Origin of the sequence: Streptomyces sp. NPDC006743 (genome assembly GCF_040703815.1) — a bacterium.
Lineage (GTDB): Bacteria > Actinomycetota > Actinomycetes > Streptomycetales > Streptomycetaceae > Streptomyces.
Genome location: NZ_JBEYJA010000049.1, coordinates 19247 through 38777, shown reverse-complemented (window position 1 = coordinate 38777; position 19531 = coordinate 19247). Strand labels below are relative to the sequence as shown.

The 19531-nt window shown below is 73.2% G+C and carries 18 protein-coding genes and 1 riboswitch; of the genes, 13 read left to right on the top strand and 5 right to left on the bottom strand.

The annotated features are described in order from the left end of the window. The first annotated feature begins 39 nt into the window (after positions 1–39). The 7 genes from ABZ719_RS29930 (at position 40) to ABZ719_RS29900 (ending at position 7620) form a co-directional block, all read left to right on the top strand. On the top strand, positions 40–501 hold the full coding sequence (locus ABZ719_RS29930) for a ribonuclease domain-containing protein (RefSeq protein WP_366728280.1): 462 nt from the start codon (positions 40–42) through the stop codon (positions 499–501). After that, positions 498–827, top strand: a complete 330-nt coding sequence (locus ABZ719_RS29925) for a barstar family protein (protein WP_366728279.1) — start codon at positions 498–500, stop codon at positions 825–827. Before ABZ719_RS29930 ends, ABZ719_RS29925 begins: the two co-directional genes overlap by 4 nt. 132 nt (positions 828–959) lie before the next feature. Next, the gene (locus ABZ719_RS29920; RefSeq protein ID WP_366728301.1) at positions 960–2402 is read left to right on the top strand and encodes a GuaB1 family IMP dehydrogenase-related protein; all 1443 of its coding nucleotides are present in this window, start codon (positions 960–962) and stop codon (positions 2400–2402) included. Positions 2403–2782: 380 nt separating this feature from the next. Next, entirely contained in the window at positions 2783–4258 is a 1476-nt protein-coding gene (locus tag ABZ719_RS29915; protein WP_366728278.1) for an amino acid permease, read from the top strand. Between the two features lie 36 nt (positions 4259–4294). Then, positions 4295–4747 (top strand): Lrp/AsnC family transcriptional regulator, encoded by a 453-nt coding sequence (locus tag ABZ719_RS29910; RefSeq protein WP_037859947.1) that lies wholly within the window; start codon positions 4295–4297, stop codon positions 4745–4747. A 329-nt stretch (positions 4748–5076) separates the two neighbouring features. Then, positions 5077–5865, top strand: coding sequence for a carbon-nitrogen hydrolase family protein (locus ABZ719_RS29905; protein ID WP_366728277.1), 789 nt, complete (start codon positions 5077–5079; stop codon positions 5863–5865). 57 nt (positions 5866–5922) lie between these two features. Then, the gene (locus ABZ719_RS29900) at positions 5923–7620 is read left to right on the top strand and encodes an NAD(P)/FAD-dependent oxidoreductase (protein ID WP_366728276.1); all 1698 of its coding nucleotides are present in this window, start codon (positions 5923–5925) and stop codon (positions 7618–7620) included. Between the two features lie 146 nt (positions 7621–7766). Here the strand turns inward: ABZ719_RS29900 and ABZ719_RS29895 are convergent, their stop codons facing one another. The 3 genes from ABZ719_RS29895 to ABZ719_RS29885 form a co-directional block, all read right to left on the bottom strand. Then, the gene (locus ABZ719_RS29895; RefSeq protein ID WP_366728275.1) at positions 7767–8696 is read right to left on the bottom strand and encodes an LLM class F420-dependent oxidoreductase; all 930 of its coding nucleotides are present in this window, start codon (positions 8694–8696) and stop codon (positions 7767–7769) included. Between the two features lie 191 nt (positions 8697–8887). Beyond that, positions 8888–9583, bottom strand: a complete 696-nt coding sequence (locus ABZ719_RS29890) for a DUF5995 family protein (RefSeq protein WP_366728274.1) — start codon at positions 9581–9583, stop codon at positions 8888–8890. 396 nt (positions 9584–9979) lie between these two features. Beyond that, on the bottom strand, positions 9980–11392 hold the full coding sequence (locus ABZ719_RS29885; protein WP_366728273.1) for a solute carrier family 23 protein: 1413 nt from the start codon (positions 11390–11392) through the stop codon (positions 9980–9982). 208 nt (positions 11393–11600) lie between these two features. On the opposite strand from ABZ719_RS29885, the gene ABZ719_RS29880 reads away from it, so the two are divergent. Further along, positions 11601–12059 carry a thioesterase family protein gene (locus ABZ719_RS29880; protein WP_366728272.1) on the top strand — a complete coding sequence of 153 codons (459 nt, stop codon included), beginning with the start codon at positions 11601–11603 and terminating at the stop codon, positions 12057–12059. Here the strand turns inward: ABZ719_RS29880 and ABZ719_RS29875 are convergent. Then, positions 12019–13230: an MFS transporter gene (locus tag ABZ719_RS29875; protein WP_366728271.1), complete on the bottom strand. Its 1212-nt coding sequence runs from the start codon at positions 13228–13230 to the stop codon at positions 12019–12021. The two genes, ABZ719_RS29880 and ABZ719_RS29875, sit on opposite strands and share 41 nt — an antisense overlap. Positions 13231–13371: 141 nt before the next feature. Here ABZ719_RS29875 and ABZ719_RS29870 point away from each other — a divergent pair, with 141 nt between their 5' ends. After that, on the top strand, positions 13372–14610 hold the full coding sequence (locus ABZ719_RS29870; protein WP_366728270.1) for an ROK family transcriptional regulator: 1239 nt from the start codon (positions 13372–13374) through the stop codon (positions 14608–14610). 206 nt (positions 14611–14816) lie between these two features. Here ABZ719_RS29870 and ABZ719_RS29865 read toward each other — a convergent pair whose 3' ends face one another. Further along, complete coding sequence (locus ABZ719_RS29865; protein WP_366728269.1) at positions 14817–15566, bottom strand: NAD(P)H-binding protein; 750 nt, start codon at positions 15564–15566, stop codon at positions 14817–14819. A gap of 509 nt (positions 15567–16075) precedes the next feature. Further along, positions 16076–16206, top strand: a riboswitch (FMN riboswitch). Positions 16207–16359: 153 nt separating this feature from the next. Between ABZ719_RS29865 and ABZ719_RS29860 the strand changes: the two genes are divergently transcribed. The 4 genes from ABZ719_RS29860 to ribH all read left to right on the top strand — a co-directional run bounded on the left by ABZ719_RS29860 (position 16360) and on the right by ribH (position 19517). Beyond that, the gene (locus ABZ719_RS29860) at positions 16360–16968 is read left to right on the top strand and encodes a riboflavin synthase (RefSeq protein WP_366728268.1); all 609 of its coding nucleotides are present in this window, start codon (positions 16360–16362) and stop codon (positions 16966–16968) included. Then, positions 16965–17609 carry a nicotinamide mononucleotide transporter family protein gene (locus ABZ719_RS29855; RefSeq protein ID WP_366728267.1) on the top strand — a complete coding sequence of 215 codons (645 nt, stop codon included), beginning with the start codon at positions 16965–16967 and terminating at the stop codon, positions 17607–17609. The genes ABZ719_RS29860 and ABZ719_RS29855 overlap by 4 nt, the downstream gene beginning before the upstream one ends. Further along, entirely contained in the window at positions 17606–18895 is a 1290-nt protein-coding gene (locus ABZ719_RS29850; RefSeq protein WP_366728266.1) for a bifunctional 3,4-dihydroxy-2-butanone-4-phosphate synthase/GTP cyclohydrolase II, read from the top strand. Before ABZ719_RS29855 ends, ABZ719_RS29850 begins: the two co-directional genes overlap by 4 nt. 136 nt (positions 18896–19031) lie before the next feature. Next, a complete protein-coding gene (gene ribH / locus ABZ719_RS29845; RefSeq protein ID WP_037859926.1) occupies positions 19032–19517 on the top strand; it encodes a 6,7-dimethyl-8-ribityllumazine synthase in 486 nt (161 codons plus the stop codon). The last annotated feature ends 14 nt before the right edge of the window (positions 19518–19531 follow it).

Genomic DNA, 19531 nt, shown 5'->3' with positions numbered 1-19531 from the left:
GGCGGGCCGCCGGCGGACGGCCGTGGGAGCATCGTCGCCATGCTGCTGCGGTCCGTCCCCCGTGCGCTCGCGGGTCTCCTCGTCTGCCTCGCCGTCCTCCTTGCGGGCTGTTCCGCCGGGGGCCCGGGCGGTTCCGCCACGGGGGGCGCGGCCTCCCCGCCTGCCCGGTCCTCCGCGTCGCGGCCCGCGCCGGCCGGCGTCGCCACGCCCGCCTGGGCGCGGGGCATGGCCACCGTGCGGGAGTCCCGGCTGCCGGCCGAGGCCCGCCACACCCTGGCCCTCATCGACCGGGGCGGCCCCTTCCCGTACTCCCGGGACGGCGTCGTCTTCGGCAACCTCGAGAAGCGGCTGCCGGCCCACGCGCGCGGCTACTACCACGAGTACACCGTCAGGACCCCCGGCTCCCGCGACCGGGGCGCCCGGCGCCTCGTCACCGGCCGGGACGGCGAGATCTACTACACCGACGACCACTACGACTCGTTCCGGGCGGTGCTGAGATGAGCGACGACCTGGCCGGACGGCTCGTGGCCGTCCTGGACCTCGACGGGGTCAGGGACAAGGCCGGTCTGATGGACCGTGCCGCGCGGGCCCTGGCGCTGCCCGACTGGTTCGGCCGCAACTGGGACGCGCTGGCCGATTCCCTGGCCGATCCCTCCGTGTGGCCTCAAGAGGCGGCGGAGCGCGGACTGCTGCTCGTCGTGCGGGGCTGGCGCGCGTTCGCCGAGGGCCGCCCCGAGGAGTGGCGCACCGCCGAGGACGTGTTCGCCGAGGCGGCGGACCGCACCCCCGCACTGGCCGTAGCCCTGATCCTTGGAGGTTCCTCCTAGACCCCCTCTGACCAGCCTGGATGTTGCGACAGGGCATGACCGGCCATCGGGCATGGGAGAATGAAGTACGTGCTCTTTCCCCCTGGCTGACCTGTCCGGGGGCCACCTCTGATCGACTGGGATGTGCAGCACGTGCGTTTCCTCAACGACATCCAGCCCGCGTACGACCTGACGTACGACGACGTCTTCATGGTGCCGAGCCGCAGCGCGGTCGGCTCGCGTCAGGGCGTGGACCTCAGCTCCCCGGACGGCACGGGCACCACCATCCCGCTCGTCGTCGCCAACATGACCGCGATCGCCGGCCGCCGCATGGCCGAGACCGTGGCCCGGCGCGGCGGCCTGGTGGTCATCCCGCAGGACATCCCGATCGACGTCGTCACCGAGGTCGTCTCCTGGGTCAAGGGCCGTCACCACGTACTGGACACCCCGATCGTGCTGGCCCCGCACCAGACGGTCGCCGACGCCCTGTCCCTGCTGCCCAAGCGGGCGCACAACGCCGGTGTGGTCGTCGACGAGGACCACCGGCCCGTCGGCGTGGTCACCGACCAGGACCTGACCGGCGTGGACCGCTTCACCCAGCTCGAAGTCGTCATGAGCCGGGACCTGGTGCTGCTGGACGCGGACATCGACCCGCGCGAGGCCTTCAACCGGCTCGACGCGGCCAACCGCCGCTACGCGCCCGCCGTGGACAAGGACGGCCGCCTCGCCGGCATCCTCACCCGCAAGGGCGCCCTGCGCGCCACGCTCTACACCCCGGCCACCGACGCGCAGGGCAGGCTCCGGGTCGCCGCCGCCGTCGGCATCAACGGCGACGTGGCGGGCAAGGCCGAGCAGCTCCTCGGCGCGGGCGTCGACACCCTCGTCATCGACACGGCCCACGGCCACCAGGAGTCGATGATCAGCGCGATCAAGCTGGTCCGCGACCTCGACCCGCAGGTGCCGATCGTGGCCGGCAACATCGTCTCCGCCGAGGGCGTCAAGGATCTGGTCGAGGCGGGCGCGGACATCGTCAAGGTCGGTGTGGGCCCCGGCGCCATGTGCACCACCCGGATGATGACCGGCGTGGGCCGGCCCCAGTTCTCCGCCGTACTGGAGTGCGCGGCCGAGGCACGGAAGTACGGCAAGCACGTGTGGGCCGACGGTGGCGTCCGTCACCCCCGCGACGTGGCGATGGCGCTCGCCGCCGGGGCGTCCAACGTGATGATCGGCTCCTGGTTCGCGGGCACGTACGAGTCGCCGGGCGACCTCCAACAGGACGCGAACGGCCGCCTTTACAAGGAGTCCTTCGGCATGGCCTCCGCCCGCGCGGTGCGCAACCGGACCTCGGAGGAGTCGTCCTACGACCGGGCCCGCAAGGCGCTGTTCGAGGAGGGCATCTCCACCTCCCGGATGTTCCTCGACCCGGCCCGCCCGGGCGTCGAGGACCTCATCGACTCGATCATCGCCGGTGTCCGCTCCTCCTGCACCTACGCCGGTGCCGGGTCCCTGGAGGAGTTCGCCGAGAAGGCGATCGTCGGCATCCAGAGCGCGGCCGGCTACGCCGAGGGCAAGCCGCTGCACGCCAGCTGGAACTGACCGCCACCGCCACCGCCCTCGCCGGCCGGCTGCCCCGCCGCCCGGAGCCGGAGCGGCCCCCTTCCGTACGGCCCCTGCCGTCCCGCCCGCCGGGACGGCAGGGGCCGTCGGCGTCCGTGGCGGCCGCGGCACACCGGGACACTCCCACCCGTCCCGTACGCAACGGTCGAAAGCGCCCGCGCAACGAACACCCGCGCAGGCCCCCGGAACGCAACGATCATGCGGAGAGACGCAAGGTTGCTGCATTACGCTTGTGAAGCGCAGCCTCATAGGGTCTGCGCTGTACATGGCGTGGCAGGGACCCCGCTCGGTGGGTCCCCACGGGACGTGGTGCCACCGGTCCCCGCCGCTCGAAGAACCGCAGCGACAAGGAGCCGCGCGTGCTCGACCAAGGCGCACCGCCCAACCGCACCCTCACCGTCCCCTCGTCCTTCGGTGCGCGCCTGATGCGTCGCAAGCCCGTGGAACGCCTGGTCGCGGAGGGCGGCCAGGGTGAGGGGGGCAGTCTCAGGCGCTCCATGGGGCTGTGGCAGCTCACCATGATCAGCATCGGTGCCACCCTGGGCACCGGCATCTTCGTCGTCCTGGGCGAGGCGGTCCCCAAGGCAGGGCCCGCCGTCACGCTCTCCTTCGTGATCGCCGGTCTGACGGCGCTCTTCTCCGCCCTGTCCTACGCGGAGCTGGCCGGCACCATCCCGGTCTCCGGGTCCTCGTACTCGTACGCATACGCAACGATGGGCGAGCTGATCGCCTGGGTCTGCGGCTGGTGCCTGGTCCTGGAGTACGGCGTGTCGGTGGCTGCCGTCGCCGTCGGCTGGGGCGAGTACCTCAACGAGCTGCTCAAGGGCACGATCGGCGTGACCATACCCGCGGCCCTGTCGGCCCCGCCCGGCGACGGCGGCGTCTTCAACCTGCCCGCCCTGATCGTCGTCCTGCTGGCGATGACCTTCCTGCTCGGCGGCGCCAAGGAGTCCGCGCGCGCCAACACGATCATGGTGTGCGTCAAGATCGCCGCGCTGATCCTGTTCTGCGCCATCGGCGTCCAGGGCTTCCGCTCCGGCAACTACTCCCACTTCATGCCGCTCGGCATGGGCGGTGTCAGCGCGGCGGGCGCGACGCTGTTCTTCTCCTACATCGGCTTCGACGCGGCCTCCACCGCCGGTGAGGAGGCGAAGAACGCGCAGCGCGACCTGCCGCGCGCGATCATGCTCTCCCTGGTGATCGTCACCGCCCTCTACGTCCTTGTCGCCGCCGTCGCCGTGGGCGCCAAGCCCTGGCGGCAGTTCAACGACTCGGAGGCCGCCCTCGCCCAGATCATGCGCGAGGTCACCGGCCAGAGCTTCTGGGGCACCCTGCTGGCCTTCTGCGCGGTCATCGCCATCGCCAGCGTCGTGCTGACCGTCCTCTACGGCCAGACCCGCATCCTGTTCGCGATGTCCCGCGACGGTCTGGTGCCCAAGGCGTTCTCCCGGGTCCACCCCAAGTCGGGCGCGCCCCGGGTGAACACGGTCATCGTCTCCCTGTTCTGCGGTGTGCTGGCCGCCGCCATCCCGCTCGGGCAGCTCGCGGACGCCACCAGCATCGGCACCCTCTTCGCCTTCGCGCTGGTCAACGTGGCCGTCGTGGTGCTGCGCCGGACCCGCCCGGCCATGCGTCGCACCTTCCGGGTGCCGCTGTCGCCGGTGCTGCCCGCGATCGGCTTCGTGCTGTGCGTGTGGATGATGGGCAGCCTGTCCGCCGTCACCTGGGTGGTCTTCGGGATCTGGATGGCCGTCGGGCTCGTGATCTACTTCCTGTACGGCCACCGCCGTTCCCGTCTCGCGGCCGGTCCCGCCCCCGCGACGGCAGCCCAGTAGCCCCGAGCCCGACCCCGAAGAAGTGACCCACGCCCCGTGCTGAACGATCTCGACGAACGCATCGTGCACGCCCTCGCCGAGGACGCCCGCCGCTCCTACGCGGACATCGGGCAGCTGATCGGCCTGTCCGCGCCCGCCGTCAAACGGAGGGTGGACCGGCTGCGTGCCACCGGCGCCATCACCGGTTTCACCGTCCGCGTCGACCCCGCGGCGCTCGGCTGGCACACCGAGGGCTACGTGGAGATCCACTGCCGGCGCAACACCTCGCCGGAGACGATCCAGCGCGGTCTCGAGCGCTACCAGGAGGTCGTGTCCGCGTCCACCGTCACCGGTGACGCGGACGCGATCGCCCAGGTCTTCGCCGCGGACATGCGGCACTTCGAGCGGGTCCTGGAACGCATCGCGGGCGAGCCGTTCGTGGAGCGGACCAAGTCGGTCCTGGTCCTCTCCCCGCTCCTGCGCCGCTACTCCTCCGGCTCCCCCACGTAAGCGCCCGCGCGCCCCGGAGCCGGCCGCCGCCCCTGCGACCCGTGCGAGGTCCAGGGGCGGCGTGGTGTGCGCGCGGGGCGGGGGAGGAGCGGACGGGCCGAGTCCCGGCCGGGTCCGCGGCGGAGCCGTGTGACGGAGGGCGCCGGTCCGCCGGGGCCGGGCGGCGGGCGGACCGCCGCCGCCACCGCTCGCGCAACGAATCGCCGCCCGGCCCCGCCCGCACGCAACGAACACCGCGCCGCCGCGCAACGGCTCCCGCTTGTCCGCCCCCACCCCCGCCCGTACCGTCTAACCGACCCCCGAATCCCCCTGACCGGCAAGGATCCCGCATGCGCACCGCCCTGCTCCAGAGCTCCGGCCGCCCCGGCTCCGTCGCCGAGAACCTGAAGGTCCTCGACGCCGCCGCGGGCCGCGCCGCCGCTGCCGGGGCGGGCCTGCTGGTCACGCCGGAGATGTTCCTGACCGGATACGCGATCGGCGACGGCATCGGCCGCCTCGCCGAACCCGCCGACGGCGACTTCGCGGACGCCGTCGCCGACCTCGCCGGCCGGCACGGCCTGGCGGTCGCCTACGGCTACCCGGAGCGGGACGGGGACGCCGTGTTCAACTCGGCCCAGCTCGTCTCCGCCGACGGCACGCGTCTGGCGAACTACCGCAAGACCCACCTCTTCGGCTGCTTCGAACGCGACCACTTCACCCCGGGCGAGCAGCCCGTCGTCCAGGCCGAGCTGGGCGGCCTGACCGTCGGCCTGATGATCTGCTACGACGTCGAGTTCCCGGAGAACGTCCGCGCCCACGCCCTCGCCGGCACCGACCTCCTGCTCGTGCCGACCGCACAGATGCACCCGTACCAGTTCGTCGCCGAGTCGGTCGTGCCGGTGCGCGCCTTCGAGAACCAGATGTACGTCGCGTACGTCAACCGCGTCGGCAAGGAGGGCGAGTTCGAGTTCGTCGGGCTCTCCGTCCTGGCCGGCCCCGACGGAGTCGCCCGCACCCGCGCCGGCCGCGACGAGGACCTCGTCGTCGCGGACGCCGACCCCGGATTCCTCGCCCGCTCCCGGGAGTCGAACCCGTACCTGCTGGACCGCCGCCCCGGCCTCTACGGGTCCCTGGGCTGAGACCGGGCCGGCCCCGACCTCCCCGATCGTTCTTCACGCGCAAGGAGTCCGTACCCCATGACGTCCACCGTGCCCAACGCCGTCGAGCACGCAGACGAGCAGCAGCCGCCGATCACCATGTTCGGCCCGGACTTCCCGTACGCGTACGACGACTTCCTCGCCCACCCGGCGGGGCTCGGCCAGATACCCGCGACCGAGCACGGCAGCGAGGTCGCGGTCATCGGCGGCGGCCTGTCGGGCATCGTGGCCGCCTACGAGCTGATGAAGATGGGCCTCAAGCCCGTCGTCTACGAGGCGGACCGGATCGGCGGCCGGCTGCGCACCGTCGGTTTCGAGGGCTGCGACGCGGACCTCACGGCCGAGATGGGCGCGATGCGCTTCCCGCCGTCCTCCACGGCGCTCCAGCACTACATCGACCTGGTCGGCCTGACCACCCGCCCCTTCCCGAACCCGCTCGCCGAGGCGACCCCGTCGACCGTCGTCGACCTCAAGGGCGAGTCGCACTACGCCGAGACGATCGACGACCTGCCGCAGGTCTACCGGGACGTCGCCCAGGCCTGGAACAAGTGCCTGGAGGAGGGCGCCGACTTCTCCGACATGAACCGCGCCCTGCGCGAGCGGGACGTGCCCCGCATCCGCGCGATCTGGTCGAGGCTCGTCGAGAAGCTCGACAACCAGACGTTCTACGGCTTCCTGTGCGACTCCGAGGCGTTCAAGTCCTTCCGGCACCGGGAGATCTTCGGCCAGGTCGGCTTCGGCACCGGCGGCTGGGACACCGACTTCCCCAACTCCATCCTGGAGATCCTGCGCGTCGTCTACACCGAGGCCGACGACCACCACCGCGGCATTGTCGGCGGCTCGCAGCAGCTGCCGCTCAGGCTGTGGGAGCGCGAGCCGGAGAAGATCGTCCACTGGCCGTACGGCACCTCGCTGAAGACGCTGCACCCGGGCGGCGAGCCGCGCCCGGCCGTGACCCGGCTGCACCGCACCGCGGGCAACCGGATCACCGTGACGGACGCGGACGGCGACATCCGCACCTACCGGGCGGCGATCTTCACCGCGCAGTCCTGGATGCTGCTGTCCAAGATCCAGTGCGACGACGCGCTGTTCCCGATCGACCACTGGACGGCGATCGAGCGCACCCACTACATGGAGTCCAGCAAGCTCTTCGTCCCGGTCGACCGGCCGTTCTGGCTGGACAAGGACGAGGAGACGGGCCGGGACGTCATGTCGATGACGCTCACCGACCGCATGACCCGCGGCACCTACCTCCTGGACGACGGCCCGGACAGGCCCGCCGTGATCTGCCTGTCGTACACCTGGTGCGACGACAGCCTCAAGTGGCTGCCGCTGTCCGCGAACGAGCGGATGGAGGTCATGCTGAAGTCCTTGTCGGAGATCTATCCGAAGGTCGACATCAGGAAGCACGTCATCGGCAACCCGGTGACCGTCTCCTGGGAGAACGAGCCCTACTTCATGGGCGCGTTCAAGGCCAACCTGCCCGGCCACTACCGCTACCAGCGGCGCCTGTTCACGCACTTCATGCAGGAGGGGCTGCCCGAGGACAAGCGGGGCATCTTCCTGGCCGGCGACGACATCTCCTGGACGGCCGGCTGGGCCGAGGGCGCCGTCCAGACCGCGCTGAACGCGGTCTGGGGCGTCATGCACCACTTCGGCGGGGCGACCGACGCGACGAACCCCGGCCCCGGCGACGTCTACGACGAGATCGCGCCCGTCGAACTGCCGGAGGACTGACCCCGGGCACGGACCGCCAGGGCTGATCGCCGGCACTGACCGCGAGCACAGGTCGCGCGGGCCAGGACCGACAGCGGGGGCCGGCCGCGAGGACCGAGGGCCGCGCGCGGGGCCGGGTCCCGCAGGCCGGTCCCGGGCGGGGGCGGTCACAGTCCGGCGGCCCGCGCCTTCTCGTAGACCTCCGCGGCGACGTCCTTGAGTTCCTCGGCGTCCCGCAGGGTGCTCTGCAGGTCGACGAGGATCTCCTCCATGCCGATCTCGGCGTGCGCGAGGAGGTCCTCGACGATCTGGTCGGCGCTGCCGTGGAAGGGGTTCCGGTCCGTGCCTTCCCGGGCCTTGGCCGAGTAGCGGGCGTTCGCCCGCAGCACCGTCCGGATGGGCTGCTGCCGGCCGCGCTCGGCGGCCAGGTCCTGCAGGGCGTGCCACTGGGCGGCGACCTGCTCGACGCTCATGCCGGCCGGCAGCCAGCCGTCGGCGTGCTCCACGAGCCGCTCGCGCGCCTTGCGGGTGCTCGCCGCCAGCAGGATCGGGATCGGCCGGGCGGGCTTGGGGCCGACCACGGCCGAGTCGATCTCGGTGATCCGGCCGTGGTGGCGCACCGGGTCGGGGCCCCACACCGCCCGGCAGACGTCGATCACCTCGTCCAGCACCCGGCCGCGCTCCTTGATCGGGCGGATGCCCGCCGCCGCGTACTCGTCCAGGGACCAGCCGGTGCCCAGCCCCGCGATCACCCGGCCGCCGCTTGCCGCGTCCAGCGAGGCCAGGGTCCTGGCGAGCTGGAAGGGCACGTGCAGCGGCGCGACCAGCACACTGCTGCCGAGGCTCACCCGCTCGGTGACGGCCGCGGCCAGCGTGAGCGTGACCAGCGGGTCGGCCACGTGGCGGTAGGAGTCGGGCCAGGGCAGGCCCTCGATGCCGTAGAGCCCCTGGGTCGCGGGCTCGGGGAACAGCGCCCGCTCGTACACCCAGAGGCTGTCGTAGCCGATGCCCTCCGCCGTCCGTGCCACGTCGGGCACGTCCCTGCCGAGGTCGTACTGACGGTTCTGCGGAAGGCCCAGTCCCAGACGGGTCGCCATGGTGGTGCGCTCCTTCGTGATCGCCGGTGATCGCCGGTGTCCATGGGCAACGTACAGCGATCACAGGGGAGTTCCGGGGAGCAGCGCGGTGCCGTCGGGCGGCCGGGGGAGCCGTCGGGGCGCCCCGGCCCGGGGAGCGGCCGGGGAGCGGGCCGAGCCGCCGCGGGCCCGGCGGGGGAGGGGCGGGCCGGTCAGGCGGGCAGCGGTGTGAGCATCATGCGGCCGGCGAAGCCGACCGCCGCGTCCAGCCGCCGGGTGAAGTCCTCGGCCACGTCGGGCAGCCGGCGCAGCGCCCACAGCGCCCGCGCGGCCGACCAGGCGGCGTCCCGGGCCTGCTCCAGGCTCCACGCGCCCAGCAGATGGGTCAGCGGGTCGGCGATCCGGAGCAGGTCCGGACCCGGCATCAGGTCCTCGCGGACGCGTTCCTCCAGCGCGGCCAGCAGGTCGCCCACCCGCTCGAAGTCGCCCTCCAGTTCGGGCGGTTCGCACTCCAGCGCCGCGCACGTGTCCACCACGGCCAGGGCCAGGTCGTGTCCGATGTGCGCGTTGACGCCGGCCAGCGCGAACTGGAGCGGGCGCACCCCCGGGTGCCTGCGCGACTGGAGGAGCGGCCGCCAGCAGGCCGGTGCGTGCCGCTCCTGGGTCGCCGGGTCCACGGCGGTGAGGTACCGCTCGGCGAACCGTACGTCCAGCGTGGCCGTGGCCCCCGGTGCGGCGGACCGCCGGGCCGCCGGCCGTCGCCCGAACTCCTCGGTGACCGCGAGGTAGACCCGGTTGAAGACCGCGATCCCGTCCCGCTCCGGCAGCCCGGCAGCCAGGTCACGCATCCGTGTGACGACCGCGTCCACTGTGTCCGGACGACGGATGAGTTGTACCGATTGCCCCATGGGGGCAGGGTCCCAGGCCCGCACCGGGCCGGGGGCCGACCGGCCGGACGCTTCCCCAGAACGGGGGAACGTCCGAGCGACCGGGCCCCGGACACAGGGGCGTTCACCTATAGCGGGCTCCCGTCACGGCTCCGGCTGCGGGGGCGTTCGCCCGTACCGGGCATCCGTCACGGATCCGGCGCGGTCCGGAACCCGTCACGGCCCCGGCACGGCCCGGAACCCGTCACGCTCCCTGGCCGGGGCCTCCGGCACCGTCAGAGAGCCGACGTGGTCGGGCATCCGCCGTGCCCCCGGCAAGGTCCCCGCGCCGACCGCGACCGGCGCCGCCCGGCCGCCTGCCGCATCCCGGCACGTTCGGCGCGGGCGGGCGCGTCTCCCGCTCCGTGCGGGCGCGTCTCAGGGCGCGGCCCGACCCGGCCCGCCGCTCCCGGCCCGCCCCGAAGCGTCGTACGACGACGTGCCCTCGTCCAGCAGCGGCTCCTGCTTCTTCAGGTGCGCCGGGGCGAAGGCCCGCAGGGCGTGGTACCCGGTGATGACGACGACCGTGCCGAGCGCGATGCCGCTCAGCGAGAAGGTGTCGGTGAACTTCATGCTGACGTTGCCGACGCCGATGATGATGCCCGCCGCGGCCGGCACCAGGTTCAGCGGGTTGCGCAGGTCCACCCTGGCGTTGGTCCAGATCTGCGCACCGAGCAGGCCGATCATGCCGTACAGGATGACGGTGATGCCGCCGAGCACGCCGCCGGGGATCGCGGCGACGACGGCACCGAACTTGGGACAGACGCCGAACAGCAGCGCGAAGCAGGCGGCGGCCCAGTAGGCCGCGGTCGAGTAGACGCGGGTGGCCGCCATCACGCCGATGTTCTCGGAGTAGGTGGTGTTGGGCGGGCCGCCCACGGCGGTGGAGATCATGGAGGCCGCGCCGTCCGCGGAGATCGCCGTGCCCAACTTGTCGTCGAGCGGGTCGCCGGTCATCTCGCCGACCGCCTTCACGTGGCCGGCGTTCTCCGCGACCAGTGCGATCACGACGGGCAGCGCCACCAGGATCGCCGACCAGTGGAACGCCGGCCCGTGGAAGGCGGGCAGCCCGATCCAGTCGGCCTTGCCGACGCCGGAGAGGTCCAGGCGCCAGTGGTCGGTGAGCCTGCCCGACCCGTCCACGGAGTGGATCTTGCCGAAGACCCGGTCGAAGATCCAGGAGATGCCGTAGCCGAAGACCAGCCCGAGGAAGATCGCGATCCGGGACCAGAAACCCCGCAGGCAGACCACGGCCAGTCCGGTGAACAGCATCACCAGCAGGGCCGTCCACTGGTCCTGCGGCCAGTACGTCGACGCGGTCACCGGGGCGAGGTTGAAGCCGATCAGCATCACCACCGCGCCCGTGACGATCGGCGGCATCGCGGCGTGGATGATGCGCGCCCCGAACCGCTGCACGGCCAGGCCGACCAGGAACAGCACGACACCGACGACGAAGACCGCGCCGGTCACGGTCGCGCTCGTGCCGCCCTGCGCCCGGATCACCGCGGCGACGCCCACGAACGACAGCGAGCAGCCCAGGTAGCTGGGCACCCGGCCGCGTGTGGCGAGCAGGAAGAGCACGGTCGCCACGCCCGACATCATGATGGCGAGGTTCGGGTCGAGGCCCATGAGCACGGGGGCCACGAAGGAGGCGCCGAACATGGCCACGACGTGCTGGGCGCCGAGCCCGACCGTGCGGGGCCAGGACAGCCGTTCGTCGGGCCGGACCACCGCTCCGGGTGCGGGCGTGCGCCCGTCACCGTGCAGTTTCCAGCGCACGCCGAGGTCCATGGTGGGGTTTCGCTTTCTCTGTACGTGAAGTCTGTCCAGACCATTGTGCGGGTGGCCGGGCGGCTGACCAGCACCTTCCCCGCCGACCAGGCTGAGCGACCGCTTAGAATGACGGCCGTCCCGCCCCCGCGGGCCCGTACGCCCCCTCGCGCCGACCCGGCCGTGCGTCCGGTCCCGCCGCCCGGCCCGTACGTTCAGGAGCACCACCGTGACCGCCGAAGCACCCGCCGCCCCCGCCCTGTCGTACGGGCGGCTGATCCCCGTCACCGTCCACTTCGACGACCTGGACGCCCTCGGGCTGCTGCACAACGCCCGCTACCCGCTCATGGTCGAGCGCGCCTGGGCCGGACTGTGGCACGAGCAGGGCTTCCGCTTCGAGGGCGACTGGGTCGCCGCCGGGGACGCCTGCAACGCCGTCAAGGAACTGCGCATCACCTACGAGGCACCGGTGACCCGGCCGGGCGGGTACGCCGTCCACCTGTGGCTCGAACGGCTCGGCACCACCGGTCTCACCTACGGCTTCCGCTTCTGCTCGGCCGACGGCGCGCTGACGTACGCGCACGGCAGCCGCGTCCTGGTCCGGCTGGACCCCGCGACGCTCCGGCCGGCACCGTGGAGCGAGGAGTTCAGGGCCGCGGGTCAGGAACTGCTGCGCCCGGCCCGCTGATCTTCGGGCGGTCCCGGTCGCCCGCGCGCAGCACTCCCGCGAAGACCGCCAGGCCGCACGCCAGGACGGTGACCAGGCCGAACGACACCACCAGGCTGGTCGCCTGGGCGAGACCGCCGATCGCGCCCGGCGCCACCAGGCCCGAGGTGTACGTGATGGTCGCCACGCCCGCGATGGCCTGGCTGGGGTTCGGTCCGCTGCGTCCCGCCGCGGCGAAGCAGAGCGGGACGACGACCGCGATGCCCAGGCCCATCAGGGCGAACCCGGTCATCGCCACCGCCGGATGCCCCGCCGCCACGACCAGCAGGCCCCCGGCCACGGCCAGCACCCCGCCGGCCCGCACCGTGCGCACCGAGCCGAACCGGTCCACCACCTTGTCCCCGGCGATCCGGGCGATGGCCATGGTGAAGGTGAAGCCGGTCGTGCAGGCCGCGGCGAGTCCGGCCGAGGTCTCCAGCCGCTGCCGCAGGTAGACCGCGGACCAGTCCAGGCTCGCGCCCTCCGCGAACACCGCGCAGAACCCGACGGCACCGATCAGCAGGGCCGACTTCGGCGGCAGCGCGAACCGCGGCGGCGGGTCCTCGTCCTCGGCGGGCTGCAGGTCCAGGACCCAGGCGCAGGCGGTGAAGCCGAGGACCGTCAGCACGGCCGCCGTCAGCGTGTGGTGCAGGCGGGCGTCCGCCCCCAGGTGCGCGGCGAGCGTCCCCGCTGCCGAACCGATCAGGGCGCCCGCGCTCCACATGCCGTGCAGCCCCGACATGATCGAGCGGCCGAGCCGGTTCTCCACCTCCACGCCGAGCGCGTTCATCGCGACGTCCGACATGCCCGCCGAGGCGCCGTACACGAACAGGGCCAGGCACAGGGCGAGCAGGTTCGGGGCGAGTGCGGGCAGCACCAGCGAGAGCGTCCACAGGGCCAGCAGGCCGCGCAGGGCGGTGCGGGCGCCGAAGCGGTGGCTGATGCGCCCGGCCAGCGGCATCGCCACGGACGCCCCCAGCGCGGGGAACGCCAGCGCGAGGCCCAGCTGGCCGGCGCTGACCGAGGCGTGGTCCTGGATCCAGGGCACCCGGGTGGCGAACGACCCCGTCACGGCGCCGTGCACGGCGAAGACGGCCGCCACGGCGTACCGGGCGCGCCTGACCTCGCGCTGGTGGTAGACCACTGCTGTCATTCTCCGGCCCCTCCCGGGCGTGTGCGTCGTCCCGCCGTGCTGCTGCGGACGTAAACTATCAGGGACCCTGCCTGATAGATAGGGAGCCGGGGGTGGCCCGCGAAGGCGGGCCGCCCCCGCGGATCTGGAAGGATTCCCGGCATGCCCGCATCCCCGAGCACCGCCCGGGCCATCAACGACCGGCTCGCCCTGCGCCTGTTGCAGCAGGAAGGGCCGTTGACGGCAGGCCAGTTGAAGCAGCTGACCGGACTGTCCCGGCCCACCGTCGCCGACCTGGTCGAGCGCCTGACGGTCTCCGGCCTGATCACCGTGGTGGGGGAGTCCGGTGAGCAGCGGCGCGGACCCAACGCCCGCTTGTACGGCATCGTCGCCGACCGGGCCCACCTCGCCGCCCTCGACGTGCGCACGGACAGCGTCGCCGTGACCGTCTGCGACCTGATCGGCCGGGAACTCGCCGCCGAGTCGGTGCCGATCGGGCCCGGCACCGGCACCGGCCCCGCCGTCGAGCAGGCCGTCACCCTGGTGGAACGCGCCGCCAAGGAGGCGGGCGCGGAAGAGCTGCACACCGTCGGCATCGGCGCGCCCGGCCTGATCGACCCGGTCACGGGCGAACTGCGCGGAACCACCGGGCTGCCCGAGTGGCACCGCCGGCTGGTGGCCGCGCTCCAGGAGCGGCTGCCGCGGGCCCGCGTCATTGTCGAGAACGAGACGAACCTCGCCGCGCTGGCCGAACAGCGCGACGGGGCCGCCCGCGGGCGGGACACGTTCGTCCTGCTGTGGCTGGGCCACGGCGCGGGCGCGGCGGTGGTCCTGGACGGCGTCCTGCGGCACGGCGCCTCCGGCGGCACGGGCGAGATCGGGTTCCTGCCCGTGCCCGGCACCGGCGGCCTGCCCTCGGCGACCGACTGCACGGGCGGCTTCCACTCGCTGGCCGGTTCCGCGGCGGTGGCGGAGCTGGCCGCCCGGTTCGGGCTCTCGGCTGCCCCGGCGGGACGGGAACCGGCCGCCGCGGAACTGGTCCGCGGCGCGGTGCGGGGGGACGCGCCCCGGGCCGCCGAGTTCCTGGACGCGCTCGCCGACCGGGTGACCCTCGCGGCGGCCTCCGTGGTGGCGGTGCTGGATCCCGGGTGCGTGGTGCTGGGCGGCGAGATCGGCCGGGTCGGCGGGGACGCGCTCGCCGCGCGGGTGGCGCGGCGGGTCGCCCGGATGTCACCGCTGCCCACCGAGGTCCGGGCGAGCACGCTGGGCGGCGGGGCGGTGCTGCGGGGTGCGCTCCTGACGGCGCGGGACCGCGCCCAGGAGATCCTTTTCGCGCCCCCCGGCCCGCCCGCTCACCCCCGCCGGACGCCCGGCCCCACGGCCCCGGCACACCCGCGCTGAGGCCCGGCCGCCTTGCTTCCCACCGGGCACGCCCGCCCGTGTTGACGGCGCCCGGCCGCGTCCCTCCCGGCCCGGCTGTGCCCGCGTTGACGGCCCGGCCGCCTTGCTCTCCGCCGGGCAGGCCCGCCCGTGCCGACGGCGCCCGGCTGCGTCCCTCCCGGCCGGCCTCCCAGCCCTGGTACACCCGCGCTGACGCCCCCGCCCCCTCACTCCCGCCGGCCGGTTCCGCAGTGGGCCGCCAGGTATTCCTCGAAGGTGCGCTTGCCCACGGCCCGCCGCGGAGCGAGGTGCTCGCCTTCCCGGAAGCCCTGGTAGGCGCGGCCGGCCAGGGGCACGTTCAGGACGGGGCGGCGGCGGGCCGTGGCCCCGAGGTAGGCGCGGGCCAGCGACTCCAGGCCGCGGACCTCGGGGCCGCCCATGTCCGGCACCTGCCCCGCCGGTGCGCCCGCCGCCAGTTCCGCCAGCCGTCCGGCCACCTCCGCCGCCTCGACCGGCTGCTCCCGCACACCGGCCGGGAGCAGCATGACCGGCGGCCGGGCCAGGCGCCGGAAGGCGGCCGCCAGGAGGTCGTGGGTCCGGGTGGCGCGCAGGACCGACCAGCCCAGGCCCGACTCCTCGACCAGCCGCTCCACGGCCCGCCCGGTCTCGTAGCGGCCCAGCGGAAGCCGGCCCGCGCCCACGGCGGAGACGAGCACCAGAGGTCCCGCCCCGCCCCGGCGCGCCGCCGCCACCAGGTGGGCCGCGGCCTCCTCGCCGCCGTCCCGCGGCGGACTCGCGCAGTGCACGACCGTGTCCGCACCGGCCACGGCCGCGTCCAGCGCAGTCCCGCCCTCGCGCAGGTCCACGGCGCAGCGCGCCCGCCGGCCGAGCACCCGCACCTCGTACCCGTCCGCGCGCAGCCGCTCGGCGACGAGCCCGCCGAGGGGCCCGCCGCCGGTCACCAGGATCACGGTCATGCTGTTCAGCCCCTTCGGACGGCCTGTCCAGCGGCCCTCGGACGGCTCCCCGGGACGGCTGGAGGTTCGTCCAGGCGGCCTGTCCGACGGCCGCCTCCGGACGGCCTGCCCGGCAGTGCCCACCGGCGGCTCCTCCGGCGGTCCCGACCGGCATCGTCAGTACGAGGTCCAGCTTGTCCGCGTTCGGCGGCACCCGCATCCGCACCCCTGCACCAAGCGCCCGCCACCACCCACGTGTTCCGCCCCGCGTCAGGGGAACTCTCCCGCTGTGCGGCCCTGTTGACCCCTCTGGTCTAGTCCACCTAGGGTCGGACCGGGTCCGACCCTAGGTGGACCGGGTCCGACGCCCGCACAGACCGGCCCGGCGGCGGTGACGACGGCCCTTGCCCGCCGCCGGGCCTCCCGCCGCTCGCCGACCGTCAGATCAGTGATGCGCTCTGTGAGCGAGCCCACACCGACCGCCCGTATGGACGCGGGTGGAGCGTGGCACACTGGCCCTGTACCAGTAGCAGCGCACTCCGGGGTCGGTGAAAGTCCGAACCGGCGGTTACAGTCCGCGACCCGGTCGCTTCCAGCGGCCGGTTGACCAGGTGAAATTCCTGGACCGACGGTTAAAGTCCGGATGGGAGGCAGTGCGCGGCGAGCGGGCACATCTGTGCGCGTCGCCGTCCACGGGCTCGTCCTTGCGACGGGTTCCGCTTCGGCGCCGTCGTACCCCGTGCGTTCGCTCGTGTGTCCTGCCGTCGTCGGCAGCCCCGGAGTCCGTGCCCGAAGAGGCAGGAGGACCCGGGAAGTGTTCACCGGAATCGTCGAAGAGCTGGGCGAGGTCACCGCCGTCGAGAACCTCGGCGACGCCGCTCGCTTCCGCCTCCGCGGACCCGTCGTCACCGAAGGCGCGCGGCACGGCGACTCCATCGCCGTGAACGGCGTCTGTCTGACCGTCGTCGACCACGAGGGCGACGAGTTCACCGCCGACGTCATGGCCGAGACCCTCGAACGCTCCAGCCTCGGTGCGCTCGCCCCCGGCTCCCGGGTCAACCTCGAACGCCCCACCGCCGTCGGTGCCCGCCTCGGCGGCCACATCGTCCAGGGCCACGTCGACGGCACCGGCACGATCCTGGAGCGCACCCCCTCCGAACACTGGGAGATCGTGCGGATCTCCCTGCCCGCGCACCTCGCCCGCTACGTCGTGGAGAAGGGCTCCATCACCGTCGACGGCATCAGCCTCACCGTCGTCGACGCGGGCGCCGAGCACTTCACCGTCAGCCTCATCCCCACCACCCTCGCGCTGACCACCCTCGGACGGAAGCAGCCCGGCGAACCGGTCAACCTGGAAGTGGACGTCGTCGCCAAGTACGTCGAACGGCTGCTCGGCGACCGGATCGCGGGGGCCGGCCGGTGAACTGGCTCAACTCCGAGGCCTTCACGCTCTTCGGCCAGCACATCAAGTGGTCCGACATGATCGGCAACATCATCGGTCTGCTCGGCCTGGCGTTCGGCTGGCGCCGCTCCATATGGAGCTGGCCCACCCAGTTCCTGTCCGGCCTGATCCTCTTCGCCGCCTTCGCCACCGCCCATCTCTCCGGCAGCGCGGGCAAGCAGATCGTGGTGATGGTCGTCGCCGTCTACGGCTGGTGGCAGTGGAACCGCGGCAGCGGCACGGCGGAGGACGGCCACATCGCCGTACGCTTCGCCACCTGGCGCGAGCGGGCCGCCCTGCTCGCCGTCGCCGCCGTCGGCACCCTCCTGGTCGGCGCCCTGTTCAAGGCCTACCCGTCCCTGTCCTGGGACCCCTGGCCCGACGCCTACATCTTCGTCGGCACCGTCGTCGCCATGTACGCCCAGGCGCGCGGCATGGTCGAGTTCTGGTTCGCCTGGCTGCTCGTCGACGCCGTCGGCGTCCCCCTCAACTTCGCCAACGGCTTCGCCTTCTCCGGCTTCGTCTACGTCATCTACGGCGCGCTCGTCCTGTGGGGCCTGCGCGACTGGTGGCTGCGCTCCCGCCAGGGCACGCGGCCCGTCCCGGAAGGAGCGCCCGCATGACCGCGGCACCCGTCCTGTACAGCACCGACGACATCGAGGACTTCGCGCTCGACCCGATCGAGCAGGCCGTCGCCGACATCGCGGCCGGCCGTCCCGTCGTGGTCGTCGACGACGAGAACCGCGAGAACGAGGGCGACCTCGTCATCGCGGCGGAGAAGGCGACCCCCGAGATCGTCGCCTTCATGATGAGCGAGTGCCGCGGCCTGATCTGCGCCCCCATGGAGGGCGACGAACTCGACCGGCTGCGGCTGCCGCAGATGGTCGAGGACAACACCGAGTCGATGAAGACCGCGTTCACGGTCTCCGTCGACGCCGGCGCCGCCCACGGCGTCACCACCGGCATCTCCGCCGCCGACCGCGCCACCACCCTCCGGCTCCTGGCCGGCGGCACCGCCGAACCCGGCGACCTCGTCCGGCCCGGCCACGTCTTCCCGCTGCGCGCCAGGCCCGGCGGCGTCCTCGTCCGCGACGGCCACACCGAGGCCGCCGTCGACCTCGCCCGGCTCGCGGGACTGCGTCCGGCCGGCGCCATCGTCGAGATCGCCGGCGAGGACGGCCGCATGCTGCGCCTGCCCGAACTGCTCCTGTTCGCCCGCAAGCACGGCCTGACGATCATCTCCATCGAGGACCTGATCGCCTACCGCCGCGGCAGCGAACCCACCGTCCGCCGCGAGGCCGAGGTCAGCCTCCCCACCGCGCACGGCACCTTCACCGCCTACGGCTTCCGCTCCACCGTCGACGGAGTGGAGCACGTCGCCCTCGTGCACGGCGAGATCGGCGACGGTGACGACGTCCTCGTCCGCGTCCACTCCGAATGCCTGACCGGAGACGTCTTCGGCTCCCAGCGCTGCGACTGCGGCCCCCAGCTGGACGCCTCCCTGGAACGCATCCAGCAACAGGGCAGGGGCGTGGTGGTCTACCTGCGCGGCCACGAGGGACGCGGCATCGGCCTGATGTCCAAGCTGCGCGCGTACGAACTCCAGGAGCGGGGCCGCGACACGCTCGACGCCAACCTGGAACTCGGCCTGCCCGCGGACGCCCGCGACTACGGCGCGGGCGCGCAGATCCTGCGGGACCTCGGCGTCCGCAGCGTCCGCCTGATGACCAACAACCCCGACAAGACCGAGGCGCTGCTCAGCCACGGCATCAAGGTCACCGGCCGCGAGCCCATGCCCGTGAAGGCCGGCGAGCACAACCTCCGCTACCTGCGCACCAAGCGGGACCGGATGGGGCACGACCTGCCCTGGCTGGACGCGGCCACCGCGTCCACCTGCGGCAACCAGTAGACCCGGCGGCCAGGCCCGGCCGGTCCGCAGCACCGGCCGGCACACAGCGCTGGTCGGCGCAGAGCACAGAGCACAGAGTGCTGCAGAGCACAGAGCACTGCTACAGAGCACAGCGCACAGAGCACTGAGGAGACACGTGAGCGGCAAGGGTGCACCGGATCTGTCCGTCCGCAACGTCGGAGACCTCCGGGTCGCCGTCATCGCGGCACAGTGGCACGAGAAGGTGATGGACGGACTGGTGGACGGCGCCCTGCGCGCCCTGCACGAGCTGGGGATCGACGAGCCCACCCTGCTCAGGGTGCCCGGCAGCTTCGAACTCCCCGTGGTGGCGAAGGTGCTGGCCGGCCGCGGCTACGACGCCATCGTCGCCCTCGGTGTCGTCATCCGCGGCGGCACCCCGCACTTCGACTACGTCTGCCAGGGCGTCACCCAGGGGCTGACCCAGGTGTCGGTGGACACCGGCGTCCCCGTCGGCTTCGGCGTCCTGACCTGCGACGACGAGGAACAGGCCCTGGACCGGGCCGGTCTCGAAGGCTCCCGGGAGGACAAGGGCCACGAGGCGGTCACCGCCGCCGTGGCGACCGCGGCCACGCTGCGTTCAGTATCCGAACCCTGGCGGTGACCAGTGGCCCGGAG